Origin of the sequence: Parerythrobacter aurantius (assembly GCF_045291475.1) — a bacterium.
Lineage (GTDB): Bacteria > Pseudomonadota > Alphaproteobacteria > Sphingomonadales > Sphingomonadaceae > Parerythrobacter > Parerythrobacter aurantius.
Genome location: NZ_CP147985.1, coordinates 2,021,075 through 2,040,314 on the forward strand (window position 1 = coordinate 2,021,075; position 19,240 = coordinate 2,040,314).

Here is a 19,240-nt window from a genome sequence, read left to right on the forward strand (position 1 = left end):
TCATGGCTTCACGCGCCGATAATATTGCGAGCAACCTTAGCCTCGCAAACTTCTCCAAGGCCACCGAGCTGCAGAACCGTATCTGGTTCACCATCGGTGCCCTGATCGTGTTCCGTTTCCTCAGCTTCGTGCCGCTGCCCGGGATCAATCCCAAGGCGCTGGCCGCGTTCAACGAACGCACGCAGGGCACGCTGATCGATATCTTCAACACCTTCACCGGCGGCGCCCTGGCCAACATGAGCCTGATTGCGCTCGGCGTGATGCCCTACATCACGGCGTCGATCGTCGTTCAGATGGCAGCCTCGCTTCATCCGGCGCTGATGGCATTGAAGAAGGAAGGTGCCAGCGGACGGCAGAAGCTGAACCAGTACACGCGCTACGGCACGGTGTTCCTGTGCGCGCTGCAGGGATACTTCATCGCCCAGAACGGCATCGCCCAGAACCTCGTGGTAATTCCCGAAAACCTGTTCATGGTCAGCACGATCATCAGCCTTGTCGGGGGAACCATGTTCCTGCTGTGGCTGGGCGAACAGATCACCAGCCGCGGGATCGGCAACGGTGTGTCGCTGATCATCATGGCCGGGATCGTGGCCCAGTTTCCGGGCTTTGCGGTCAACATGTTCGAAGGCGGCCGCACCGGTTCCATCAGTGCCGGGCTGATCATCGGTTTCCTGCTGATGATCGTCGTCCTGATCCTCTTCATCTGCTATTTCGAGCGCGCGCAGCGGCGGTTGCTGATCCAGTATCCCAAGCGCGCGACCCAGCGCGGCATGATGCAGGCCGACCGGTCGCACCTGCCGCTGAAGCTCAACACAGCCGGCGTCATCCCGCCGATCTTCGCGAGCTCCCTGCTGCTGCTGCCGCTGACGATCACCCAGTTTGCCGGCACCAACGTCGATACGACGACCCAGTCGGGCCAAATTCTGCAAATGGTGCTGCAGAATCTCCAGCACGGCCAGCCGATCTACATGGCGTTCTATGCTACGCTGATCGTGTTCTTCTGCTTCTTCTACACCGCCGTCGTCTTCAATCCGGAGGAAACGGCCGAGAACCTGAAGCGCAACGGGGGCTTCATCCCGGGTATCCGTCCGGGCAAGCGCACGGCCGACTATCTCGACTACGTTCTCACCCGTATCACCGTGGTTGGCGCCATCTACCTCACCATCGTGTGCGTCGTGCCCGAATATGTGATCGCGCAGACCGGCATCCCGCTGTTCCTCGGCGGCACCAGCCTGCTGATCGTGGTCAACGTGACGGTGGACACTATCACCCAGATCCAGTCCCACCTGCTTGCGCACCAGTATGGCGACCTTATCAAGAAGGCGAAGCTCAAGGGCCGCATGCGCTGATAGGCGCGTTACGGCTTGGACGGGGGTAAGCGGCACGTGAACATCATTCTTCTCGGACCTCCGGGCGCGGGGAAGGGCACTCAGGCCCAGTTGCTGGTGGAACACCACGGGATGCGCCAGCTTTCGACCGGCGACATGCTGCGCGCGGCGGTCAAGAACGAGACGCCGACCGGCCTCAAGGTCAAGGCGATCATGGAAGCCGGCGAGCTGGTCAGCGACGAAATCGTCTCGGCACTGATTTCCGACGAGCTGGCGGCCATGGGGCCCGAATCCGGGGCCATTTTCGACGGCTATCCGCGCACCGCGGCCCAGGCCCATGCGCTCGACGAAATTCTCGCCGCGCATGGTCGTACGCTCGACCGCGTCATCGAGCTCGAAGTGGACGAGGATGCACTGGTGGATCGCATCACCGGACGCTTTACCTGCGCCACCTGCGGCACCGGCTATCACGACCGCTACAAGCTGCCCGAAACCACCGGCGTGTGCGACACCTGCGGGGGCACGGAGTTCAAGCGACGTCCCGACGATAACGAAGAAACCGTGCGGACAAGGATGCAGGAATACCGTTCGAAGACCGCACCTATCCTGCCGCTCTACGAGGCACGCGGAATCGTTGCCCGCGTAGACGGGATGGCCAGCATGGACGAGGTGCAGTCGGCAATTGCGGCCCTGATCGATTGACCCCTTTCCCTTGCGAACGGTCCGTGGGATAGCGCGGCCAGTTTGGAGGGATCCCGATGAAACGCTATTTCGCAGCCGCCATGGCCTTTGCCGCCCTGGCCGCAAGTCCCGCCCGCGCCGAGATCGTGGAAGTGGCCGACCGCGGCTTCGTCACCCGAACCACGGCGACAGTCTCCGCCAATCCGCAACAGGTCTGGCTCGAGCTGATTGCCCCCGGCGGCTGGTGGAGCGACACGCACACATGGTCGGGCGATGCAGCCAACCTGTCCATCGTTCCGCAGGGCGGCGGCTGCTTCTGCGAGAGGATCCCGGCGACCGAAAAGGACGGGGCCGTCGGCCTCGACGGGAGTGTGCAGCACATGGTGGTCGTGCAGGCCAGCCCGCGCAAGGTCCTGCGCATGAAAGGGGCTCTCGGGCCATTGCAGAGCGAGCCGGTCGAGGGCGTGCTGACGATCACGCTAAAGCCGATGGAGAAGGGCACCCGGATCCTGTGGGAATACGCTGTCGGCGGCTACATGCGGTACAAGCCAGACGTGATCGCCAAGAGCGTGGACGACGTGCTAACGGCGCAGCTGGGCGCGCTGGCGAGCAAGCTGGGCCGCGTGCCCGATCCGGAAGCGAAGGTGGTCGCCCCTGCCAAGCCGGAGGCCGCCGCCGCCCCGGCTTCAAAGACGGATGATGCTGCCGCAAAGGCGCCTCCTGCGGCAAAGGGCCAAGCGATCGGCAAGGATTTCCTGAAGGGCGAGACAGCCCCTGCCGCCAAGGCCGACGGGCCACCGCCGAAAAGCTGAAGGTCGATCGGCACCCGGTTTTGACAGCCACCTGCCTCCGCGCTAGACCTCTTGATATCGGACGCGCGGTGCCCATTTCGGCACGAGCGTCGTTTTGTGCGCCTTGCGGTTGACGGCTGGCCCGAATCGCCCTAAGCGCGCCGTTCATTCGACAGTCTCGGACGAGTCCGGCAGGCGGCAGCCTTCAGCGCGCGCCAACCGGGCTTTTTGCCGTGAGGCCAAGGCCGGGCAAAGTTTCGACCTGCCGAATGAAATTGAGCGATGAGATAGGGGCCGCGTGGCGACACGTGATACCCTGTGGAGCATGGAGAAGTAAGTGGCTCGTATTGCCGGGGTCAATATCCCCACCAACAAGCGCGTGATCATCGCGCTCACCTACATCCACGGGATCGGTCGCACGACCGCCGTGGAAATCGCCAACAAGCTGGGCATCGACCATGCTCGCCGCGTGCAGGACCTCAACGACGAGGAAGTGCTTCGCCTGCGCGAGACGATCGACGCCGATTACACCGTGGAAGGCGACCTGCGTCGCAACACCGCGATGAACATCAAGCGGCTGATGGACCTCAAGTCCTATCGCGGCCTGCGCCATCGCGCCGGCCTTCCCGTCCGTGGCCAGCGCACGCACACCAATGCGCGCACCCGCAAGGGCAAGGCGAAGCCGATCGCCGGCAAGAAGAAGTAAGCAGCGGTTTTCCGCTTCTGCTTCCTGATCTGATTTAGGGGAATACCACCATGGCACGCGAACCAGGCCGCATCCGGCGCCGCGAGCGCAAGAACATCACCAGCGGTGTTGCGCACATCAACGCCAGCTTCAACAACACCATGATCACCATCACCGACGCACAGGGCAATGCCATCAGCTGGTCCAGTGCCGGCATGATGGGCTTCAAGGGCAGCCGCAAGTCGACTCCCTATGCCGCCCAGGTCGCTGCCGATGATGCCGGTCGCAAGGCTGCCGAACATGGCGTCCGCACCCTCGAAGTCGAAGTGAAGGGCCCGGGCTCGGGCCGCGAGAGCGCCCTGCGCGGTCTTGCCGCCGTCGGCTTCACCATTACTTCGATCCGCGACGTCACGCCGATCCCGCACAACGGGGTCCGGCCGTCCAAGCGGCGCAGGGTCTGACATAAGCGTCTGATCCGAACCTGCCCGGTGGCCCTCGGGTCGCCGATACCTCTCTCGGACCGGACGCGCTCTCAAAGGCGCTGCCGGTCCTGCCCGCATCCGAACCCCAGGGGAAATCCATGTCCGTGAACACCAAGAACTGGCAGGAACTCAAGAAACCCACTCAGCTCGAACTGAAGGACAGCAACGACAAGGCCCGCAAGGCGACCTTCGTTGCCGAACCGCTCGAGCGCGGCTTCGGCCTCACCCTCGGCAACGCGCTGCGCCGCGTGCTCCTCTCGTCGCTCCAGGGTGCGGCGATCACCTCGATCAAGATTGAGAACGTCTTGCACGAATTCAGCTCGCTTGCCGGCGTGCGTGAAGACGTGACCGACATCGTCCTCAACGTGAAGCAGATCGCGCTGAAGATGGAAGGCGAAGGCCCCAAGCGGCTCCAGCTTTCCGCCACCGGCCCTGCTGAAGTGAAGGCCGGCGACATCGCCGTGTCGGGCGACATCGAAGTGATGAACAAGGATCTGGTGATCTGTCATCTCGACGAAGGCGCGACGCTCAACATGGAACTGACCGCCGACACCGGCAAGGGCTACGTTCCGGCGGTGCAGAACCGCCCGATCGACGCGCCGATCGGCCTGATCCCGGTCGACTCGCTCTACTCGCCGATCCGCCAGGTCAGCTACAAGGTCGAAAACGCCCGCGTCGGCCAGGAGCTCGACTACGACAAGCTGAGCCTGACCGTCGAAACCGATGGCACCGTCACTCCTGAAGACGCCGTGGCCTATGCCGCGCGCATCCTGCAGGACCAGCTGACGCTGTTCGTCCACTTCGAAGACGGTATCCCGCAGCCGCAGAGCGCCATGATCGGCGTCGCCGCTGAGCCGCAGGAATCGGACGCCAACCAGCTCAACCGCTACCTCCTCAAGAAGGTCGACGAGCTGGAATTGTCGGTCCGTTCGGCCAACTGCCTCAAGAACGACAACATCATCTACATCGGCGACCTGGTCCAGAAGACCGAAGCCGAGATGCTGCGCACGCCGAACTTCGGCCGCAAGTCGCTCAATGAGATTAAGGAAGTGCTCAGCTCGATGGGTCTGCGCCTCGGCATGGATATCCCGGGCTGGCCGCCAGAGAACATCGAGGAAATGGCCAAGAAGCTCGAACAGGAACTTCTCGGCTGATCAGGGTAACGGCGGCGCACCCCCCATTCGGGAAAGCGCCGCCAGCACTGGGCTACCTCACACGGGCCCTTTTCGAACGAAGGAAGAATTGAAATGCGTCACAAGATTTCCGGCCGCAAGCTGCAGCGCAAGACCGGCCACCGCAAGGCCCTGTTCCGCAACATGGCAGCGGCGCTCATCAAGCACGAGCAGATCGTCACCACCGCCGCCAAGGCGAAGGAACTGCGTCCCTACGTCGAAAAGCTGGTTACGCTGGCGAAGCGTGGCGGCCTTTCGAACCGCCGCCTCGCGCGGGCCCGCCTGCTCGACGAAACCCAGCTCAAGAAGCTGTTCGACGTCCTGGCCGAGCGTTATGCCGACCGTGACGGTGGTTACACCCGCGTGATCAAGGCCGGCATCCGCGCCGGCGACGCCGCCCCGATGGCCGTCATCGAATTCGTCGACCGCGACGAAGACGCCAAAGGTCAGGACAGCGGCCCGGTGATGACCGAGGACGACCTCGAAGACGCGTAAGCATTTTCGTAGTCAGCGAGATCGAGGGCCGCGCGGAGCAATCCGGCGGCCCTTTTCTTTTGCCCGGTGAAGCCTAGGATGCGGACATGATCCGCACCGCCCTCGCAGCCCCGTTGTTTGTCGGCGCGCTGCTGCTCGCCGCCCCTTCCGCAGCCCAGACCCAGCAAGAGCAACTCGATGCGCGCTACGACCGCGCCCTCGCTGCGGGCTACAAGGCGCTGATGCTGTGCGGCGGCCTTGCGCATTCCTACCGGGAAGGGTTTCCCCGCACTGCGGACCATATCGAGCAGTGGGAACTGGCGGGTATTCAGTCGCCACTGGACGGCGTCGTGGCTTCGCTCCTTTATAGCGTGAAGCGTTTCGACGGACCGGACTCGCAAATTGCCGCGGTCGAGGTGGCGTGGGCCGACGATATGCCGCCCCGCGTGGCCATCTACGCCGCCAAGTCGGGCTGTTCGTTGCAGCCGATCGGGGCACCGGTGCAGCCGCCCAACCGGGCAGACGACGAGCCGCCGGCTGCGATGGTATCGGTGGAAAAGGCCGTCGGCGACACCGGTGCGGCCGCTGCAATCGTTTCTGCTTTGTCCGGCGCGTATGGCCAGGGCTCGCGCACGACTGCGGTCATCGTGCGCAGGGGCGACAGTCTGATCGAGCAGGGTTTTGCGACTGGGTTCGGCCCGGCCGTACCGCAACGGACCTGGTCGGTCGCCAAGAGCATCGCGTCGACACTGGTCGGAGCCGCCGTCCAGCGCGGAAAGACTAGGGTGTCCGATTCCGCAGCCATCGCAACAGGCGCTATCGACCCGCGTGCCGCGATCACCATCGACCATCTGTTGCGGATGGCATCTGGGCGCTACTCGGACACCCCCGGGAACCGTACCGACCCGCTTTACTACGGTGGAGCGACCGTTGCGGAAACCGCAGCCCACTGGCCCGTTCTGCACCCGCCGGGTCGGGTGTTCCGCTATGCCAACAACGATACCTTGATGGCTGTCGAAGCGATCGAGGGGACGTTCGCCGCGCATCCCCCGCCGGAGTTCTTCAGCCGTGTCGGGATGCGGGATACGGTTGCGGAAACCGATTGGCAGGGGAGTTACATCCTCTCAAGCCAGGTCTGGTCGTCCGCGCGCGACCTGGCGCGCTTCGGCCAGCTCTATCTCGACGACGGCAAGCTGCCCGATGGCACCCGCATCCTTCCCGAAGGCTGGGTGCAATACGTCTCCAGTCCGTCCGGCCCGCAGCCTGAAGGCGAATTCGGCTATGGCGCGGGGTTCTGGCTGCTCAACAAGTCGGAGGGCGTACCGCCCGACACCTTCGCCGCCTTCGGCAATCGCGGGCAATATGTCGTCATCGTGCCGAGCCGCGATGTCGTGATCGTGCGTCGGGGCGAGGATCCTGTCGGCAGCCGTTTCGATATCGCCGCATTCACCCGCGACGTGCTGGCCGCGCTGGAGGATTGAAACGACCGCCGCGCGCGCTAGACCATTGTTACACATACTCCACCGAGAGGTTGTCCCACCATGCTTCGCAAGATCCTGCTCGCCGGCGCTGCTGCCGTGCTCGTTGCCACGCTCAACCCCGCTCCCGGATACGCCCAGGACATGACTGCCCCCGACTATCCCGAAACCCGCGCCACCGAAGTCGCTGACGAGCAGTTCGGCGTAACCGTGGCGGATCCCTACCGCTGGCTTGAGAACGACGTCCGCGTCGATCCGGAAGTCGCCAAGTGGGTGGCCGAGCAGAACGCCGTCACCGACGCCTTCCTCGCCAGGATTCCGGGGCGCGAGGCCCTCAAGGCGCGCATCACCGAGCTGACCGATTACGAACGCTTCGGCATTCCCGAGGAGGCTGGCGGGCGCTACTTCTACACCCGCAACGACGGGCTGCAGAACCAGTCGGTGCTCTATGTCCGCGACGGTCTGGACGGCGAGCCGCGCATGCTGATTGATCCCAACGCCTGGGCCAAGGACGGGGCGACTGCGCTGGCCGAATGGGTACCGAGCAAGGACGGCACCAGGCTGCTCTACGGCATCCAGGACGGCGGCAGCGACTGGCGCACCGTCAGGGTAATGGATGTCGCCACCGGCGAGACGCTGGCTGACAAGGTCGAGTGGGTGAAGTTCTCGGACCTCAGCTGGGCCAAGGACGGCAGCGGGTTCTACTACAGCCGCTTCCCCTCGACGGGCGAGGGCGAGACCTTCCAGGCGCTCAACACTAACCATGCCGTGTATTTCCACGATATCGGTTCGCCGCAGAGCACTGACCGGCTGGTTTACGCCACACCCGACAAGCCCGAACTCAACCATGTCGCGCAGGTAAGCGACGATGGCCGCTGGGTCGTCGTGACAAGCTCGAGCGGGACCGACGACCGCTATGAGGTGACGCTGATCGACCGGACTCGCCCCGATGCCCCTCCGCGGGTGATCGTGCCGGGGTTCGAGAATAATTACTCCTATGTCGGCAACGTCGGCCCCACATTCTTCTTCACCACCAATGACGGTGCGCCACTGCAGAAGGTGGTCAAGGTCGCGGTGACCGACGCACCCGAACTGGTGTGGACGACCGTGATTTCCGAAGCGAAAGAGAAGCTGGAGGCCGCGTCGCTGGTGGGCGGGCGGCTGGTCGCGAGCTATCTGGTCGATGCGAAAAGCCGGGTCGTTATCTACGGACAGGATGGCAAGCCGTCGGGAGAGGTGACGCTCCCTGGAATCGGCACCGCCGGTGGCTTTGCCGGTTCGCCGGACCGGGCGGAGACGTTCTACTACTTCTCCAGCTTCAACCGGGCCGCGACGATCTATCGCTACGACGTCGCAACCGGCGAGAGCAGCGTCTGGGCGGCGCCTGAAGTTGCGTTCAACCCCGACGATTTCGTCGTCGAACAGAAGTTCTATGCTTCGAAAGACGGCACCAAAGTGCCGATGTTCATCGTCCGCAGCAAGGCGGTGGCCGCAAGCGGCAAGGCGGTGCCGACGCTGCTCTACGGCTATGGCGGGTTCAACATTCCGCTCACACCCGGGTTCAGCCCCTCGCGTCTCGCCTGGGTGGAGGCAGGCGGGGCTTATGTCGTCGCGAATATCCGCGGCGGGGGCGAGTACGGCAAGGCGTGGCACGACGGCGGACGCCTGCTCAACAAGCAGAACGTGTTCGACGATTTCATCGCCGCCGGTGAATTCCTGATCGCCGAGGGCATCACCTCGAAGGACGGGCTTGCCATCAATGGCGGCTCCAATGGTGGGCTCCTCGTCGGCGCGGTCGTGAACCAGCGGCCCGACCTGTTCGCCGCGGCCAGCCCCGCCGTCGGCGTGATGGACATGCTGCGCTTCGATCGCTTCACCGCCGGGCGCTACTGGGTCGATGACTATGGCTATCCGGACAAGGAGGAGGAGTTCCGCAACCTCCTGGCGTATTCGCCGTATCACACGGTCAAGGACGGCGTTGGCTATCCCGCAATCCTCGTCACCACGGCCGACACGGACGACCGCGTGGTGCCCGGACACAGCTTCAAATATACCGCCGCCTTGCAAGCGGCCGATCTCGGCGACAGGCCCCGATTGATCCGCATCGAAACGCGCGCCGGCCACGGTTCGGGCAAGCCGACCGACAAGGCGATCGAGGAAGCAGCCGACGTGTTGGGCTTCTTGGCCCATTTCACGGGACTGGAGATTGGCGAATAGGTCACGCCAATCGGTTCAGGAAAGTAACCCAATAGCTGAACGATTGCTGTAACGCCAGTTCAGCGAGACATCACCCCCGAATCGATACTCCTCGTGTGTCGAAGGCAATCGTGCCCCACGACACATGAGGATCAGTGACCATGAATACCGTTTCCAAAGCCCTGATCGGAACCGTCGCCGCAGGTGCGATGGCGGTTTCGGCTGCCACGCCCGCCATGGCCCGCGATTACGACCGCGACGGCATCAACGCAGGCGACATCATCGCCGGTGCTGTTATCCTCGGCGGCATCGCCGCAGTAGCGGGAGCCATCGGCAACGACCGCGGCGATTATCGCTACCGCGACGGTTACCGTTACCGCGATGACTATCGCTATCGCGATGGCTATCGCGGCGACCGCTGGTACGGCCGGGGAAATCCCCGTTCCGCCGTGGAGCGCTGCATCGCCGCTGCCGAGCGTGACGCCCGCCGGTCCGGCTACCGCTTTGCCGACGTCACCGAGATCCGCGATGTCGACGATACCCGCTACGGCTGGCGCGTCAGGGGCAACCTGGTCGTCAATGGCGACCGCGACCGTTGGGACGACCGGCGCGGCTGGGACGACCGTCGCGGCTGGGGTGGACGCGACCGCGATCGCGGCAGCTTCACCTGCCATATCGAACGTGGCCGGGTAAGCTATATCGATTACGACAATATCCGGGGCCTCGGCTGAGGGATATCGTCGGGACGGGCGGTTCAGGCTTGCGACAGCCTGGGCCGCCTAGCCCGTGGCAAGGTGGGGTTTCTGCTGTCTCGGACAGGGGGTCAGAACTATGAAGGGCTTTCGTAACCTAGCCGCCGGCCTGGCGGTTTTTTCCGTCTTGGCGACACCGGCCACAGCCGGCGAATGGGGCGCCTCGACCGGCCGCAGCGCTTACGCGCAGTCCGCCTATGACACAGCTCAGGACAAGGCCGAAGGCCACCGGCGCTGGCGCTACCGCGACCGGGTCGATGCCGGTGACGTTATCGCGGGGATCGCGATCCTCGGCGGCATCGCGGCTATCGCAAGCGCGGTTGACCGCGACGGTGGACGCGATCGATACGAGGATCGCCGCTATGACCGCCGATACGACGAGCGACGCTACCGCACCGACACGCTGGACCGCGCGGTGAACGCCTGCACGCGAGAAATCGAACGGGATATCAGGGTCGATGGTGTGGATAGCGTCAACCGCCTGGGCGAGGGTTGGGAAGTCCGCGGGCGCCTCTACAACGGCGGTGGCTTCACCTGCCTCGTCAGCGGCGAGGGCCGGATCGACCGGATCGATTACGGCCGGGATTTCCAGGGCTCGGCTGCGCCTTACGATGGCGCCGCTGCGACCGCTCCGGGCCAGTGGGCGGACGATACCTATGCCGCTGCACGCGCCGGCCGGGACAGCGCCTATGGCTCGCCTGCCGAGCCCGACGCCCAGTCCGACAGCGCCCAGCCGGCCTACCCCGGCGGCCCGCTTCCCGGCGAAGAGATCGACGGCGATATCGGGGTCTAGGCGCCGTCGCGCTTGCCATAGGCCGGCAAGGCAAGGTTGAACCGGATTGCGGCGCTGCGCAGGGCCAGGCCTGCCAGCGCCGCACCTGTCCACACCACTAGCTGCGGGCCTTGCAACCAGGTACCCAGCACGCACAGGCCCGCCGAAAGCGCTGCCGCCGTCACATACAGTTCGGGGCGCATCAGGATCGATGGCCGGTTGGCGATCACGTCCCGGATGATCCCGCCGACAGTGCCGGTAACGATACCCATCAGCACCGCCGGAACCGGTGCAACGCCGTAACTCAGCGCCTTGGCACTGCCTAGCACGGCGTAGGCGGCCAGGCCGATGCCATCGGCATAGTCCAGCAGCTTGCCGTCCCACCAGTGCACCGGCGTCCACCAGACCAGCAAGGCCGTCGCCAAGCAGACCGCAGCGACCCAGGGATCGGTGATCCAGAACACCGGCGCACCGATCAGCAGGTCGCGCACAGTGCCGCCACCGACCCCGGTGATGAGCGCAAAGAATGCCAGCGTGACGAAGGTCTGTTCTTCCTTCGCGGCAAGCAGGGCGCCGGACAAGGCGAAGACCGCGACGCCGACCAGGTCGAGCCAGTCGAGCAGGGGCGTCAGGATGACCGTTGCGGGCTCCACGTCAGGCGGTGACCTTGGCCTTGCGCCGACGGAACATCAGGATGCAGCCCAGCACCGCGCCTGCGATCGCCAGCCCGGAAAACACCAGGATCCAGGGGTTGGGCCCGGGTTCGCGGGTTTCGAGATCCATGACATGGAGGCCGAACAGCACATCGAAGAACCTCCACCAGCGCGTGCGTACGGCCTCGATCGTGCCATTCCGGCGATTGACATAGACCTGCGTGCCGTTGGCGAGGGAAACCTGCCAGACGTCGACGGGACGACGGAAATCGAACGGTACCTGCTCGGCATCGAATGCCCTGGCTACGACAATGGTCTCGCCGCCGCGAATGCCCTGCGCGACGATTTGGCGCGCTTCGACATCGGAAACCGGCGGAACCGGCCTGCCCGCCGCGTCATAGTGTTCGCTCGTGTCGTCGAGGTAAGTGATGGTCGTGACGACCCTGCCACGCTCCATCGCCGTCGTAACCGACCTGACCGCCCGTGCAGGATCGCCGGGCAGGGCGACGGCGATCTCGGTATCGGGCGGCAGGGCGGCTGCAGCCTGCTCGATCCGCAGGTGATTGCCGCGCACTTCGTCGATGGGCGTCACGACCATCAACAGGCCCGTTACCAGCCACATGACCATGGGAACACCGACCAGCCAGCCGAGCCAGATATGCCATCTGGCAAAGCGCCGCATCCAAATGCCATTGGCCATTATCGATCCCGTCAACCGTGGAGCAGTTGCCCTATGGCCCCGGCGGCGGCGATGCAATCATAGTCGCCCCAGCGAGGGCCTATCACCTGCATCCCGCACGGCAGGTTGCCGGTGCTGCCGATCGGAACGACGGTCGAGGGCAGGTTGGGAAAGGTCGCGATCCCTGCCCATGCCAGCGTATCGGCAAAGGCGCTGTCCTTGCCGTTGATGGTGATCCGCCGCTCCGCAATCGGGGTTGCATCGTGCGGATAGGCCAGCATCGCCAGCGGCGGGGCGAGGACGAAGTCATAATGATCGAACAATGCCCCCCAGGCATATTCGTTGCGTGCCTGCACATCGAGCAGCTGGTAGTAGTCCGCCAGAGCCATGGTCTTTCCATCCGCAGATGGCCGTCCGCGCGCCATCGCAATGTTCAGAAGGCGCAGGTAGTCGGCGTGCTGCCCGGCCAGATCGGGCAGTAGGTCGCTGTTGCGGTCGACGGTCACCCCCGCAGCGGACAACGCTGCCAAGGCCGCTTCGATCGGGCTGCGTACGCTGGCGTCGACGTCGCTCACCGGGTGTTCCAGCACTGCCAGCATACGGCAGTCCTGCAGTGCCTTGCCTTTGCTTCGAAGCGGGAATGTCGCCGTTAGCTCCAGCAGCAGGGCGATGTCCTCTGCGGTGCGCGCCAGCGGGCCGACGACCGAGAGCGGCCCATCATGGATATCAAGCTCACCGGCGGCGGGATGGGTATGCCCGCGCCGACTGACCAGGCCAAAGCTGGTCTTATGGCCATAGATACCGTTGAAATGGGCGGGATTGCGGATCGAGCTGCCGATGTCGCTACCGTATTCGAGCGGTACCATGCCGCTCGCCACGGCCACCGCCCCGCCGCCGGACGAACCGCCGGCAACCCGGGAATTGTCATGCGGATTGTTGGTCCGGCCGTAGACCGGGTTGTTGCTCTGCAAATCGGCGAGGTCGGGCGGGACATTGGTCTTGCCGAGGATGATAGCGCCAGCGGCCTTGAGCCGCCTGACCACCTCGGAATCGTGGGTGGCGATGTGGTCCTTGTATTCGAGATGGCCGAAGGTTGTCGGAAGGCCGGCAACGTTGAAGCTTTCCTTGACCGTCATGGGAACGCCGAACAGCGGCTGGCTGTCCTTGATGTCGAGCCCGTCCATCGCTTGCGCGGTATCGCGGGCCCGTTCGAAATCGCGCACCACAACCGCGTTGAGCGGGCCGTCGAGCGCTTCTATCCGGGCAATCGCCGCATCGACTGCCTCAAGAGGCGACAGCGCGCCCTCGCGGACTTGCGCGGCGAGCGCAACGCCGCCCAGCTCCTGCGTCAATTGCGGATATGCCATGGTTTCCTCTCCCTCGCCCGCTTCCTGCCACGGGCAAGGGGAGGGCGCAATTATTCGCGCGGGGCGGGCATTTCCATACCGTTCTGGAGCAGGACCAGCCCGGTGATCGTTCCTTCGGGACTGCGTTCGAAGCGGATCCTGGCATCGACGACTTTCAGGAAGAACATGTCATCGCTTTCCTTGAACAAGGGGAAGGCGGGCTGGTTGGTCGCCTGCGCGACAAGGCCGTTGTCATCGCGGGTGATCGTGATCTTGAACGTCGGGGCGAGGGCATAGGTGCCGAGGTATTCATCGATCGCTGTACCATCGGTCGGAATTTCGACCCGTTCGCTGGCAAGCTGGATCGTCCCGCCGCGGGCGAGCGTCATCAGCTCGCCGCCGATCTTCGTCGCCGATCCGCCGTTGAGATTGGCCAGCACTGCGACAGTGATCTTGTGGTCGGGATCGTAGCCCAGCCACGAGTTGAAGCCCTCGATCCCGCCCGAATGCGAGTACAGTGTATTGTCCGCATCGCGCGACACCACCACACCGAGCGCATATTTCTGGCCGCCGCCGCCCATCTCGAGATCGACTGGGGTAATATAGGCCTTCAGGGTTTCGGGCTTGAGCAGCTTGCCCCCGAACAGCCCCTGCTGCCATTTCAGCAGGTCGCCGGTGGTCGAATACATGGCACCGGCCCCGCGCGGGATACCCATGAAGACATAATCGGCATTGGCGACACCGTTCTCGGCCGGGGAATAGCCCGCCGCCCGCTTGGGCAGGATTGCCGCGCTGCTGTCGATCCCCGTATTTGCCATGCCGAGCGGGTTGAGGATGCGTGCGCGCAGGACACTCTCGTAGTCCTGCCCGCTGGCCGCTTCGACCACTTCGGTGAGGAGGAGGTAGCCCGAATTGGAGTAGTCCCACTTCGAGCCCGGTTCGAATTCGAGCGGCTCGCCGGCGAAGCGTGCGATCATTTCCTCATGCGTCTTGGGCAGGTACTTCTGCGTCCGGAAATCCTCGAAATCGGTGACGTTGGGCACGCCCGAGGTATGGTGCAGCAGCTGGCGCACAGTGACGGTGTCCCAGCTTGCCGGACTGTCGGGCCAGTATGTCTTGATGGGGGCGTCGAGATCGACCTTGCCTTCCTCGGCCAGCATAAGGACCAGCACGGCAGTGAACTGCTTGGTGACCGAGCCGATGCGGAACTTCGTATCGGCGGTGTTGTCGATGTCCCACTCGATATTCGCGTCGCCCACCGCCTTGTCGAGGATGATCTTGCCATCCTGCGCGACCAGCACCGTGCCCATGAACTTGCCGGCCTCGGCATCGATGACCTGCTCCATCCGGGCGGTATCTTGTGCGTGGAGCGCGGGAGCGGCGAGCGACAGGCCAGCGACAATCAGAAGACGGGTCAGCAAGAATTCTCTCCCAAGGTGAATTAGGCGGACAATACACCAAGCGGGAGGGGCGACAAGCTACTTTGCGAAGAGGTTCGCCGGGTTCGCCATGGCCTTTATCTCCAGCGCATTGCCGCTGGGATCGCGGAAGAACATCGTCGCCTGCTCGCCCGGTTCCCCGGCGAAGCGGATGGTCGGTTCGATCACGAAATCGACGCCTGCCGCTGTCAGCCGTTCGGCCGTGGCGCGCCAGTCGTCCATCCCCAGCACCAGTCCGAAATGGGGCACCGGCACGCCATGCCCGTCGACATGGTTGCTCGCCGCGTCGCTGCTGCGCGAGGGAGCGAGATGGGCGACGATCTGGTGGCCATGGAAGTCGAAGTCGATCCATTCGTCCGAGGACCGTCCCTCCGGGCAACCCATCAGACCGCCATAGAACTGGCGGGCGGCGGCAAGGTCGTGGACGGGGAACGCGAGGTGGAACGGCGGGATGCTCATGCGTCGGTTCTTTCGATCAGGCCGAGGGCGAAGCCATAGCCGAGAATGGGCGCCGCGCCATAGCCGATCAGCACGCTGGGATAGTTCGACACGATCGCCATCATAGAGAAGCCGAACAGCGATCCTGCCAGCGCGAAGCGGGCATGGCGATCGAGCGGTACCGCGCGCAGTATCAAGGCGAAGCCGCCGGCCAGGCCAGCGAACAGGGCCAGTGCCAGCAGCGGACTGGCAATCGCTACGTCCACCAGCACGCGCTCGACGAACGGCTGGGCGGGGAGCTGGCCGCGCAGGGCCATGATGATGCTCGCGAGGAAACCGACGATGACGACCCCGCCCACCTGCCAGTCGCGCATGGTGTCATGCAGTCCGACCGCCGCGAACACCACGGCAAAGCCCAGCGCCGCATCGGGCTGGAACGAGGCTGCAAGCAAGGCCGCCAGCAAGGCTGGCGCGGCGTAATCCGGTTCGCGCACGGCGAGGACCGACAGGGCGGGAAGGGCGAGCGCCCCGGCATGAAGTGTGAACGTTCCGGCCGGTACCCACCGCGCAATGCCGTTGAGATGCGGGCCGGTCAGCAACGGCGCGAAGAGCAGGAGAATGAGGGCGACCATCAGGATGCGGCGCAATCCGGTCTCGCGTGGCGACCGACCCGCTGCGATCCACAGCGACGCGAGGGCAAGCGCCCCGGCATTGACGGCGAGGTAGCTGAGCGGCGCGCCCATCGCCGCCATGCAGGCCAGCCCGGCCAGAACCGGCAGGGCAAGCGCCAGCAACGCGGGGAGGCGGTCTTTCAGCGATGCCCCCCTCGCGTTCATCCGGGATCAGATGTGGATCGGCTTGCCCATGATGCCCATCGCCGCTTCCTTGATGGCTTCGGCATGGGTCGGGTGGGCGTGGCAGGTGTAGGCGATATCCTCGCTCGTCGCGCCGAATTCCATCGCCACGGCGGCCTCCGCGATCATCGTTCCGGCAACGCTGGCGATGGCCCAGACGCCCAGAACACGGTCTGTTTCAGCGTCGGCGATAACCTTCACGAAACCGTCAGGCTCGTGGTTGGTCTTGGCCCGGCTGTTGGCAGCCATGGGGAACTTGCTGGTCTTGACCTTCGCCTTGTCGCCGCCGGCCTTCTCGATCGCCTGCTCGGTGGTGAGGCCGACCCCTGCGATTTCGGGCAGGGTGTAGACAACGCTCGGGATGATGTCGTGGTTCACGATGCCGGTCTGCCCGGCGATGTTCTCCGCGACAGCAATGCCTTCGTCCTCAGCCTTGTGCGCCAGCATCGGGCCAGGGATCACGTCGCCGATAGCCCAGACGCCGGGCACCGTGGTGCGGAAGTCGTGGTCGGTTTCGATCTGGCCGCGCTGGTTGGTGGCGAGGCCGATATTCTCGAGGCCCAGGCCGTCGGTGTTGGGACGCCGCCCGATGGAAACCAGCACGCAATCGGCTTCCAGCGTTTCCGCCGCGCCGCCTGCTGCCGGTTCGAGAGTCAGCGTCGCCGTCTTGCCCTTGACCGTCACGCCGGTGACCTTGGTCGAAAGCCTGAACTCGATGCCCTGCTTCTTGAAGATGCGATTGGCTTCCTTGCGCACATCGCCGTCCATTCCGGGCAGGATCTGGTCGAGGAATTCGACGCAGATGACATGCGCACCAAGCCGCCGCCAGACCGAGCCGAGTTCGAGCCCGATAACGCCGCCGCCGATCACGACCATGGTCTTGGGCACCGCCTTGAGTTCGAGCGCGCCAGTGGAATCGACCACTACACCGGCCGCATTGTCGACCTCGACCCCGGGCAGCGGCGTGACCGAGGAACCGGTCGCGATGACGATATCCTTGGCGGTGACCGTCTCCTCGCCGACCTTGACGGTGTGCGCATCGACGAAGCTGGCGTAACCCTTCTTCCAGTCCACCTTGTTCTTCTTGAACAGGAACTCGATGCCCTTGGTAAGGCCATCGACCGCGTCGAGCCGCTGGCCGTGCATCTTGTCCAGGTTGAGCCTGGGGGTGACTTCGATGCCCATGCTCTCCATTGCGCCATTGGCTGCCGCGTCGAAGTATTCCGAGGCGTGAAGCATCGCCTTCGACGGGATGCAGCCGACGTTGAGGCAGGTCCCTCCGAGCGTTGCGCGGCCTTCGGCACAAGCGGTCTTCAGCCCCAGTTGCGCCGCGCGGATGGCGGCGACATAGCCGCCGGGGCCAGCACCGATGACAAGGACGTCGTAATCGAATTCAGACATGGTCTACTCCGTACCGGCTTGCGGGCCAGGATGGATAATGCGGTTCCGGCGCTACTGGCCGACACCGTCAGGATCGGTTTCGGCAACGCAGGTATCGATGATGCCCTGCAATCTTTCGCGGCTTAGATCTGCCGGGCTGAGATCGGTGTCCGACTTCAGCTTGTCGGCGCTGCACTGGCACACAGCCGACAGGCGACTCGCAGCGATGCCGGCACCCGATGCCAGCTCCTCGCATTGCGCCACCACTGCGCCGCGCACACCGCTTTCCAGCGTATCGCCTGCGATTTCCGTCGCGGCGTCACAGGCACCCAGTACGGCTGCCAGGGGGAGCAGGAGCAATGCTGTGCGGTTCATGGCGGGGTCCCTTGCCAGCGTCATCACAGGTCGATCAGCATCCGAGTCGGATCCTCGATCGCTTCCTTGATGATCTTGAGCGCCGTGACGGCTTCGCGGCCGTCGATCAGGCGGTGGTCGTAGCTCAGCGCGATATACATCATCGGGCGGATGACGACCTGGCCGTTGACGGCGACCGGGCGGTCCTCGATGCGGTGGAGGCCCAGCACCGCGCTTTGCGGCGGGTTGATGATCGGGGTCGACATCAAGCTGCCGAAGACGCCGCCGTTGGAGATGGTGAAGGTGCCGCCCTTCATGTCGTCCATGGTCAGCGTGCCTTCCTTGGCGCGCTTGCCGAAGTCGGCGATATCCTTTTCGATCTGCGCAAAGCCCTTGGCCTGCGCATCGCGGATCACCGGCACGACCAGCCCGTTGGGGGCCGAGACCGCGACCGAGATATCGACGTAGTCGTGATAGACGATCTCGTCGCCCTCGATATAGGCGTTGACCGCCGGGACATCCTTCAGCGCCAGGCAGGCGGCCTTGGCGAAGAAGCCCATAAAGCCGAGGCGAACGTCGTGCTTCTTGGCGAACAGGTCCTTGTACTTGTCGCGCGCTGCCATGACGGCCGACATGTCGACATCGTTGAAGGTGGTCAGTAGCGCGGCGTTTTCCTGCGCGCCCTTCAAACGCTTGGCGATGGTCTGGCGCATGCGAGTCATCTTGACCCGCTCTTCGTTTCTGGCCTCGCGGCGTTCCCCGGTGGCTGCGGCAGGCGCGGGCGACGGGGCGGGGGCGCTGGCCGCAGGGGTCGGGGTCGACGTCTTGGCCTTGGCTGCTGCCAGCACGTCTTCCTTGGTCAGGCGGCCGTCCTTGCCAGTGCCCTTGATGGTGGTCGGATCGACGCCGTGTTCGAGCACCGCCCGGCGCACGGCGGGCGAGAGCGTGGTGGCATCGCCGCCTTCATCGTCCGATGCAGCGGGAGCCGGGGCAGCGGCCACTGCCGGAGCGGGTGCAGGCGAGCTCTCGGTCTTCGCAGCCGCGGCGCCGCCTTCTTCGACGGTCGCAATCACTGCGCCTACTTCGACCGTGTCGCCGACAGCGGCCTTGAGTTCACCGATGATGCCGGCAACGGGCGAGGGAACCTCTACCGCAACCTTGTCGGTTTCAAGGCTGGCAATGGGCTCGTCCACCGCCACGGCATCGCCGGGCTGCTTCAGCCATTCGCCGATGGTGCCTTCGGTGACCGATTCACCGAGCTGGGGGACCTTGATTTCGGTTGCCAT

The 19,240-nt window shown here is 64.6% G+C and carries 20 protein-coding genes; 11 read left to right on the forward strand and 9 right to left on the reverse strand.

Annotated features, from left to right (window positions below; translation table 11 throughout):
• Positions 1-2 precede the first annotated feature (2 nt).
• The 11 genes from secY to WAB17_RS10200 all read left to right on the forward strand — a co-directional run bounded on the left by secY (position 3) and on the right by WAB17_RS10200 (position 10,832).
• Positions 3-1,349 (forward strand): preprotein translocase subunit SecY, encoded by a 1,347-nt coding sequence (gene secY / locus WAB17_RS10150; protein ID WP_435417228.1) that lies wholly within the window; start codon positions 3-5, stop codon positions 1,347-1,349.
• A gap of 36 nt (positions 1,350-1,385) precedes the next feature.
• Positions 1,386-2,030, forward strand: coding sequence for an adenylate kinase (locus WAB17_RS10155; RefSeq protein ID WP_435417229.1), 645 nt, complete (start codon positions 1,386-1,388; stop codon positions 2,028-2,030).
• A 56-nt stretch (positions 2,031-2,086) separates the two neighbouring features.
• Complete coding sequence (locus WAB17_RS10160; RefSeq protein ID WP_435417230.1) at positions 2,087-2,821, forward strand: SRPBCC family protein; 735 nt, start codon at positions 2,087-2,089, stop codon at positions 2,819-2,821.
• A 316-nt stretch (positions 2,822-3,137) separates the two neighbouring features.
• On the forward strand, positions 3,138-3,506 hold the full coding sequence (gene rpsM / locus WAB17_RS10165) for a 30S ribosomal protein S13 (RefSeq protein WP_435417231.1): 369 nt from the start codon (positions 3,138-3,140) through the stop codon (positions 3,504-3,506).
• A 50-nt stretch (positions 3,507-3,556) separates the two neighbouring features.
• A complete protein-coding gene (gene rpsK / locus WAB17_RS10170; protein ID WP_234093029.1) occupies positions 3,557-3,946 on the forward strand; it encodes a 30S ribosomal protein S11 in 390 nt (129 codons plus the stop codon).
• A 119-nt stretch (positions 3,947-4,065) separates the two neighbouring features.
• Positions 4,066-5,121: a DNA-directed RNA polymerase subunit alpha gene (locus WAB17_RS10175; protein WP_435417232.1), complete on the forward strand. Its 1,056-nt coding sequence runs from the start codon at positions 4,066-4,068 to the stop codon at positions 5,119-5,121.
• A gap of 93 nt (positions 5,122-5,214) precedes the next feature.
• Positions 5,215-5,634, forward strand: a complete 420-nt coding sequence (rplQ, locus tag WAB17_RS10180) for a 50S ribosomal protein L17 (RefSeq protein WP_435417233.1) — start codon at positions 5,215-5,217, stop codon at positions 5,632-5,634.
• 86 nt (positions 5,635-5,720) lie between these two features.
• Positions 5,721-7,094 carry a serine hydrolase domain-containing protein gene (locus tag WAB17_RS10185; protein WP_435417234.1) on the forward strand — a complete coding sequence of 458 codons (1,374 nt, stop codon included), beginning with the start codon at positions 5,721-5,723 and terminating at the stop codon, positions 7,092-7,094.
• Between the two features lie 60 nt (positions 7,095-7,154).
• Entirely contained in the window at positions 7,155-9,308 is a 2,154-nt protein-coding gene (locus WAB17_RS10190) for a prolyl oligopeptidase family serine peptidase (protein WP_435417235.1), read from the forward strand.
• A 140-nt stretch (positions 9,309-9,448) separates the two neighbouring features.
• Complete coding sequence (locus tag WAB17_RS10195) at positions 9,449-10,018, forward strand: hypothetical protein (protein WP_435417236.1); 570 nt, start codon at positions 9,449-9,451, stop codon at positions 10,016-10,018.
• Positions 10,019-10,118: 100 nt separating this feature from the next.
• Positions 10,119-10,832 carry a hypothetical protein gene (locus tag WAB17_RS10200; protein WP_435417237.1) on the forward strand — a complete coding sequence of 238 codons (714 nt, stop codon included), beginning with the start codon at positions 10,119-10,121 and terminating at the stop codon, positions 10,830-10,832.
• Here WAB17_RS10200 and WAB17_RS10205 read toward each other — a convergent pair.
• From WAB17_RS10205 to odhB, 9 genes are read right to left on the reverse strand one after another with little or no spacing between them, the layout of a single operon-like run.
• A complete protein-coding gene (locus tag WAB17_RS10205; protein ID WP_435417238.1) occupies positions 10,829-11,464 on the reverse strand; it encodes a trimeric intracellular cation channel family protein in 636 nt (211 codons plus the stop codon). The two genes, WAB17_RS10200 and WAB17_RS10205, sit on opposite strands and share 4 nt — an antisense overlap.
• 1 nt (position 11,465) lies before the next feature.
• A complete protein-coding gene (locus tag WAB17_RS10210; protein WP_435417239.1) occupies positions 11,466-12,164 on the reverse strand; it encodes a PepSY domain-containing protein in 699 nt (232 codons plus the stop codon).
• 11 nt (positions 12,165-12,175) lie between these two features.
• The gene (locus tag WAB17_RS10215) at positions 12,176-13,510 is read right to left on the reverse strand and encodes an amidase family protein (protein WP_435417240.1); all 1,335 of its coding nucleotides are present in this window, start codon (positions 13,508-13,510) and stop codon (positions 12,176-12,178) included.
• A gap of 50 nt (positions 13,511-13,560) precedes the next feature.
• On the reverse strand, positions 13,561-14,910 hold the full coding sequence (locus tag WAB17_RS10220; protein ID WP_435417241.1) for a serine hydrolase: 1,350 nt from the start codon (positions 14,908-14,910) through the stop codon (positions 13,561-13,563).
• 57 nt (positions 14,911-14,967) lie between these two features.
• Positions 14,968-15,387 carry a VOC family protein gene (locus tag WAB17_RS10225; RefSeq protein ID WP_435417242.1) on the reverse strand — a complete coding sequence of 140 codons (420 nt, stop codon included), beginning with the start codon at positions 15,385-15,387 and terminating at the stop codon, positions 14,968-14,970.
• Positions 15,384-16,202 carry a hypothetical protein gene (locus WAB17_RS10230; RefSeq protein ID WP_435417243.1) on the reverse strand — a complete coding sequence of 273 codons (819 nt, stop codon included), beginning with the start codon at positions 16,200-16,202 and terminating at the stop codon, positions 15,384-15,386. Before WAB17_RS10230 ends, WAB17_RS10225 begins: the two co-directional genes overlap by 4 nt.
• 6 nt (positions 16,203-16,208) lie before the next feature.
• Positions 16,209-17,621, reverse strand: coding sequence for a dihydrolipoyl dehydrogenase (lpdA, locus tag WAB17_RS10235; protein WP_435417244.1), 1,413 nt, complete (start codon positions 17,619-17,621; stop codon positions 16,209-16,211).
• Positions 17,622-17,672: 51 nt separating this feature from the next.
• Positions 17,673-17,975, reverse strand: a complete 303-nt coding sequence (locus WAB17_RS10240; protein ID WP_435417245.1) for a hypothetical protein — start codon at positions 17,973-17,975, stop codon at positions 17,673-17,675.
• A gap of 23 nt (positions 17,976-17,998) precedes the next feature.
• Complete coding sequence (gene odhB, locus WAB17_RS10245) at positions 17,999-19,240, reverse strand: 2-oxoglutarate dehydrogenase complex dihydrolipoyllysine-residue succinyltransferase (protein WP_435417246.1); 1,242 nt, start codon at positions 19,238-19,240, stop codon at positions 17,999-18,001.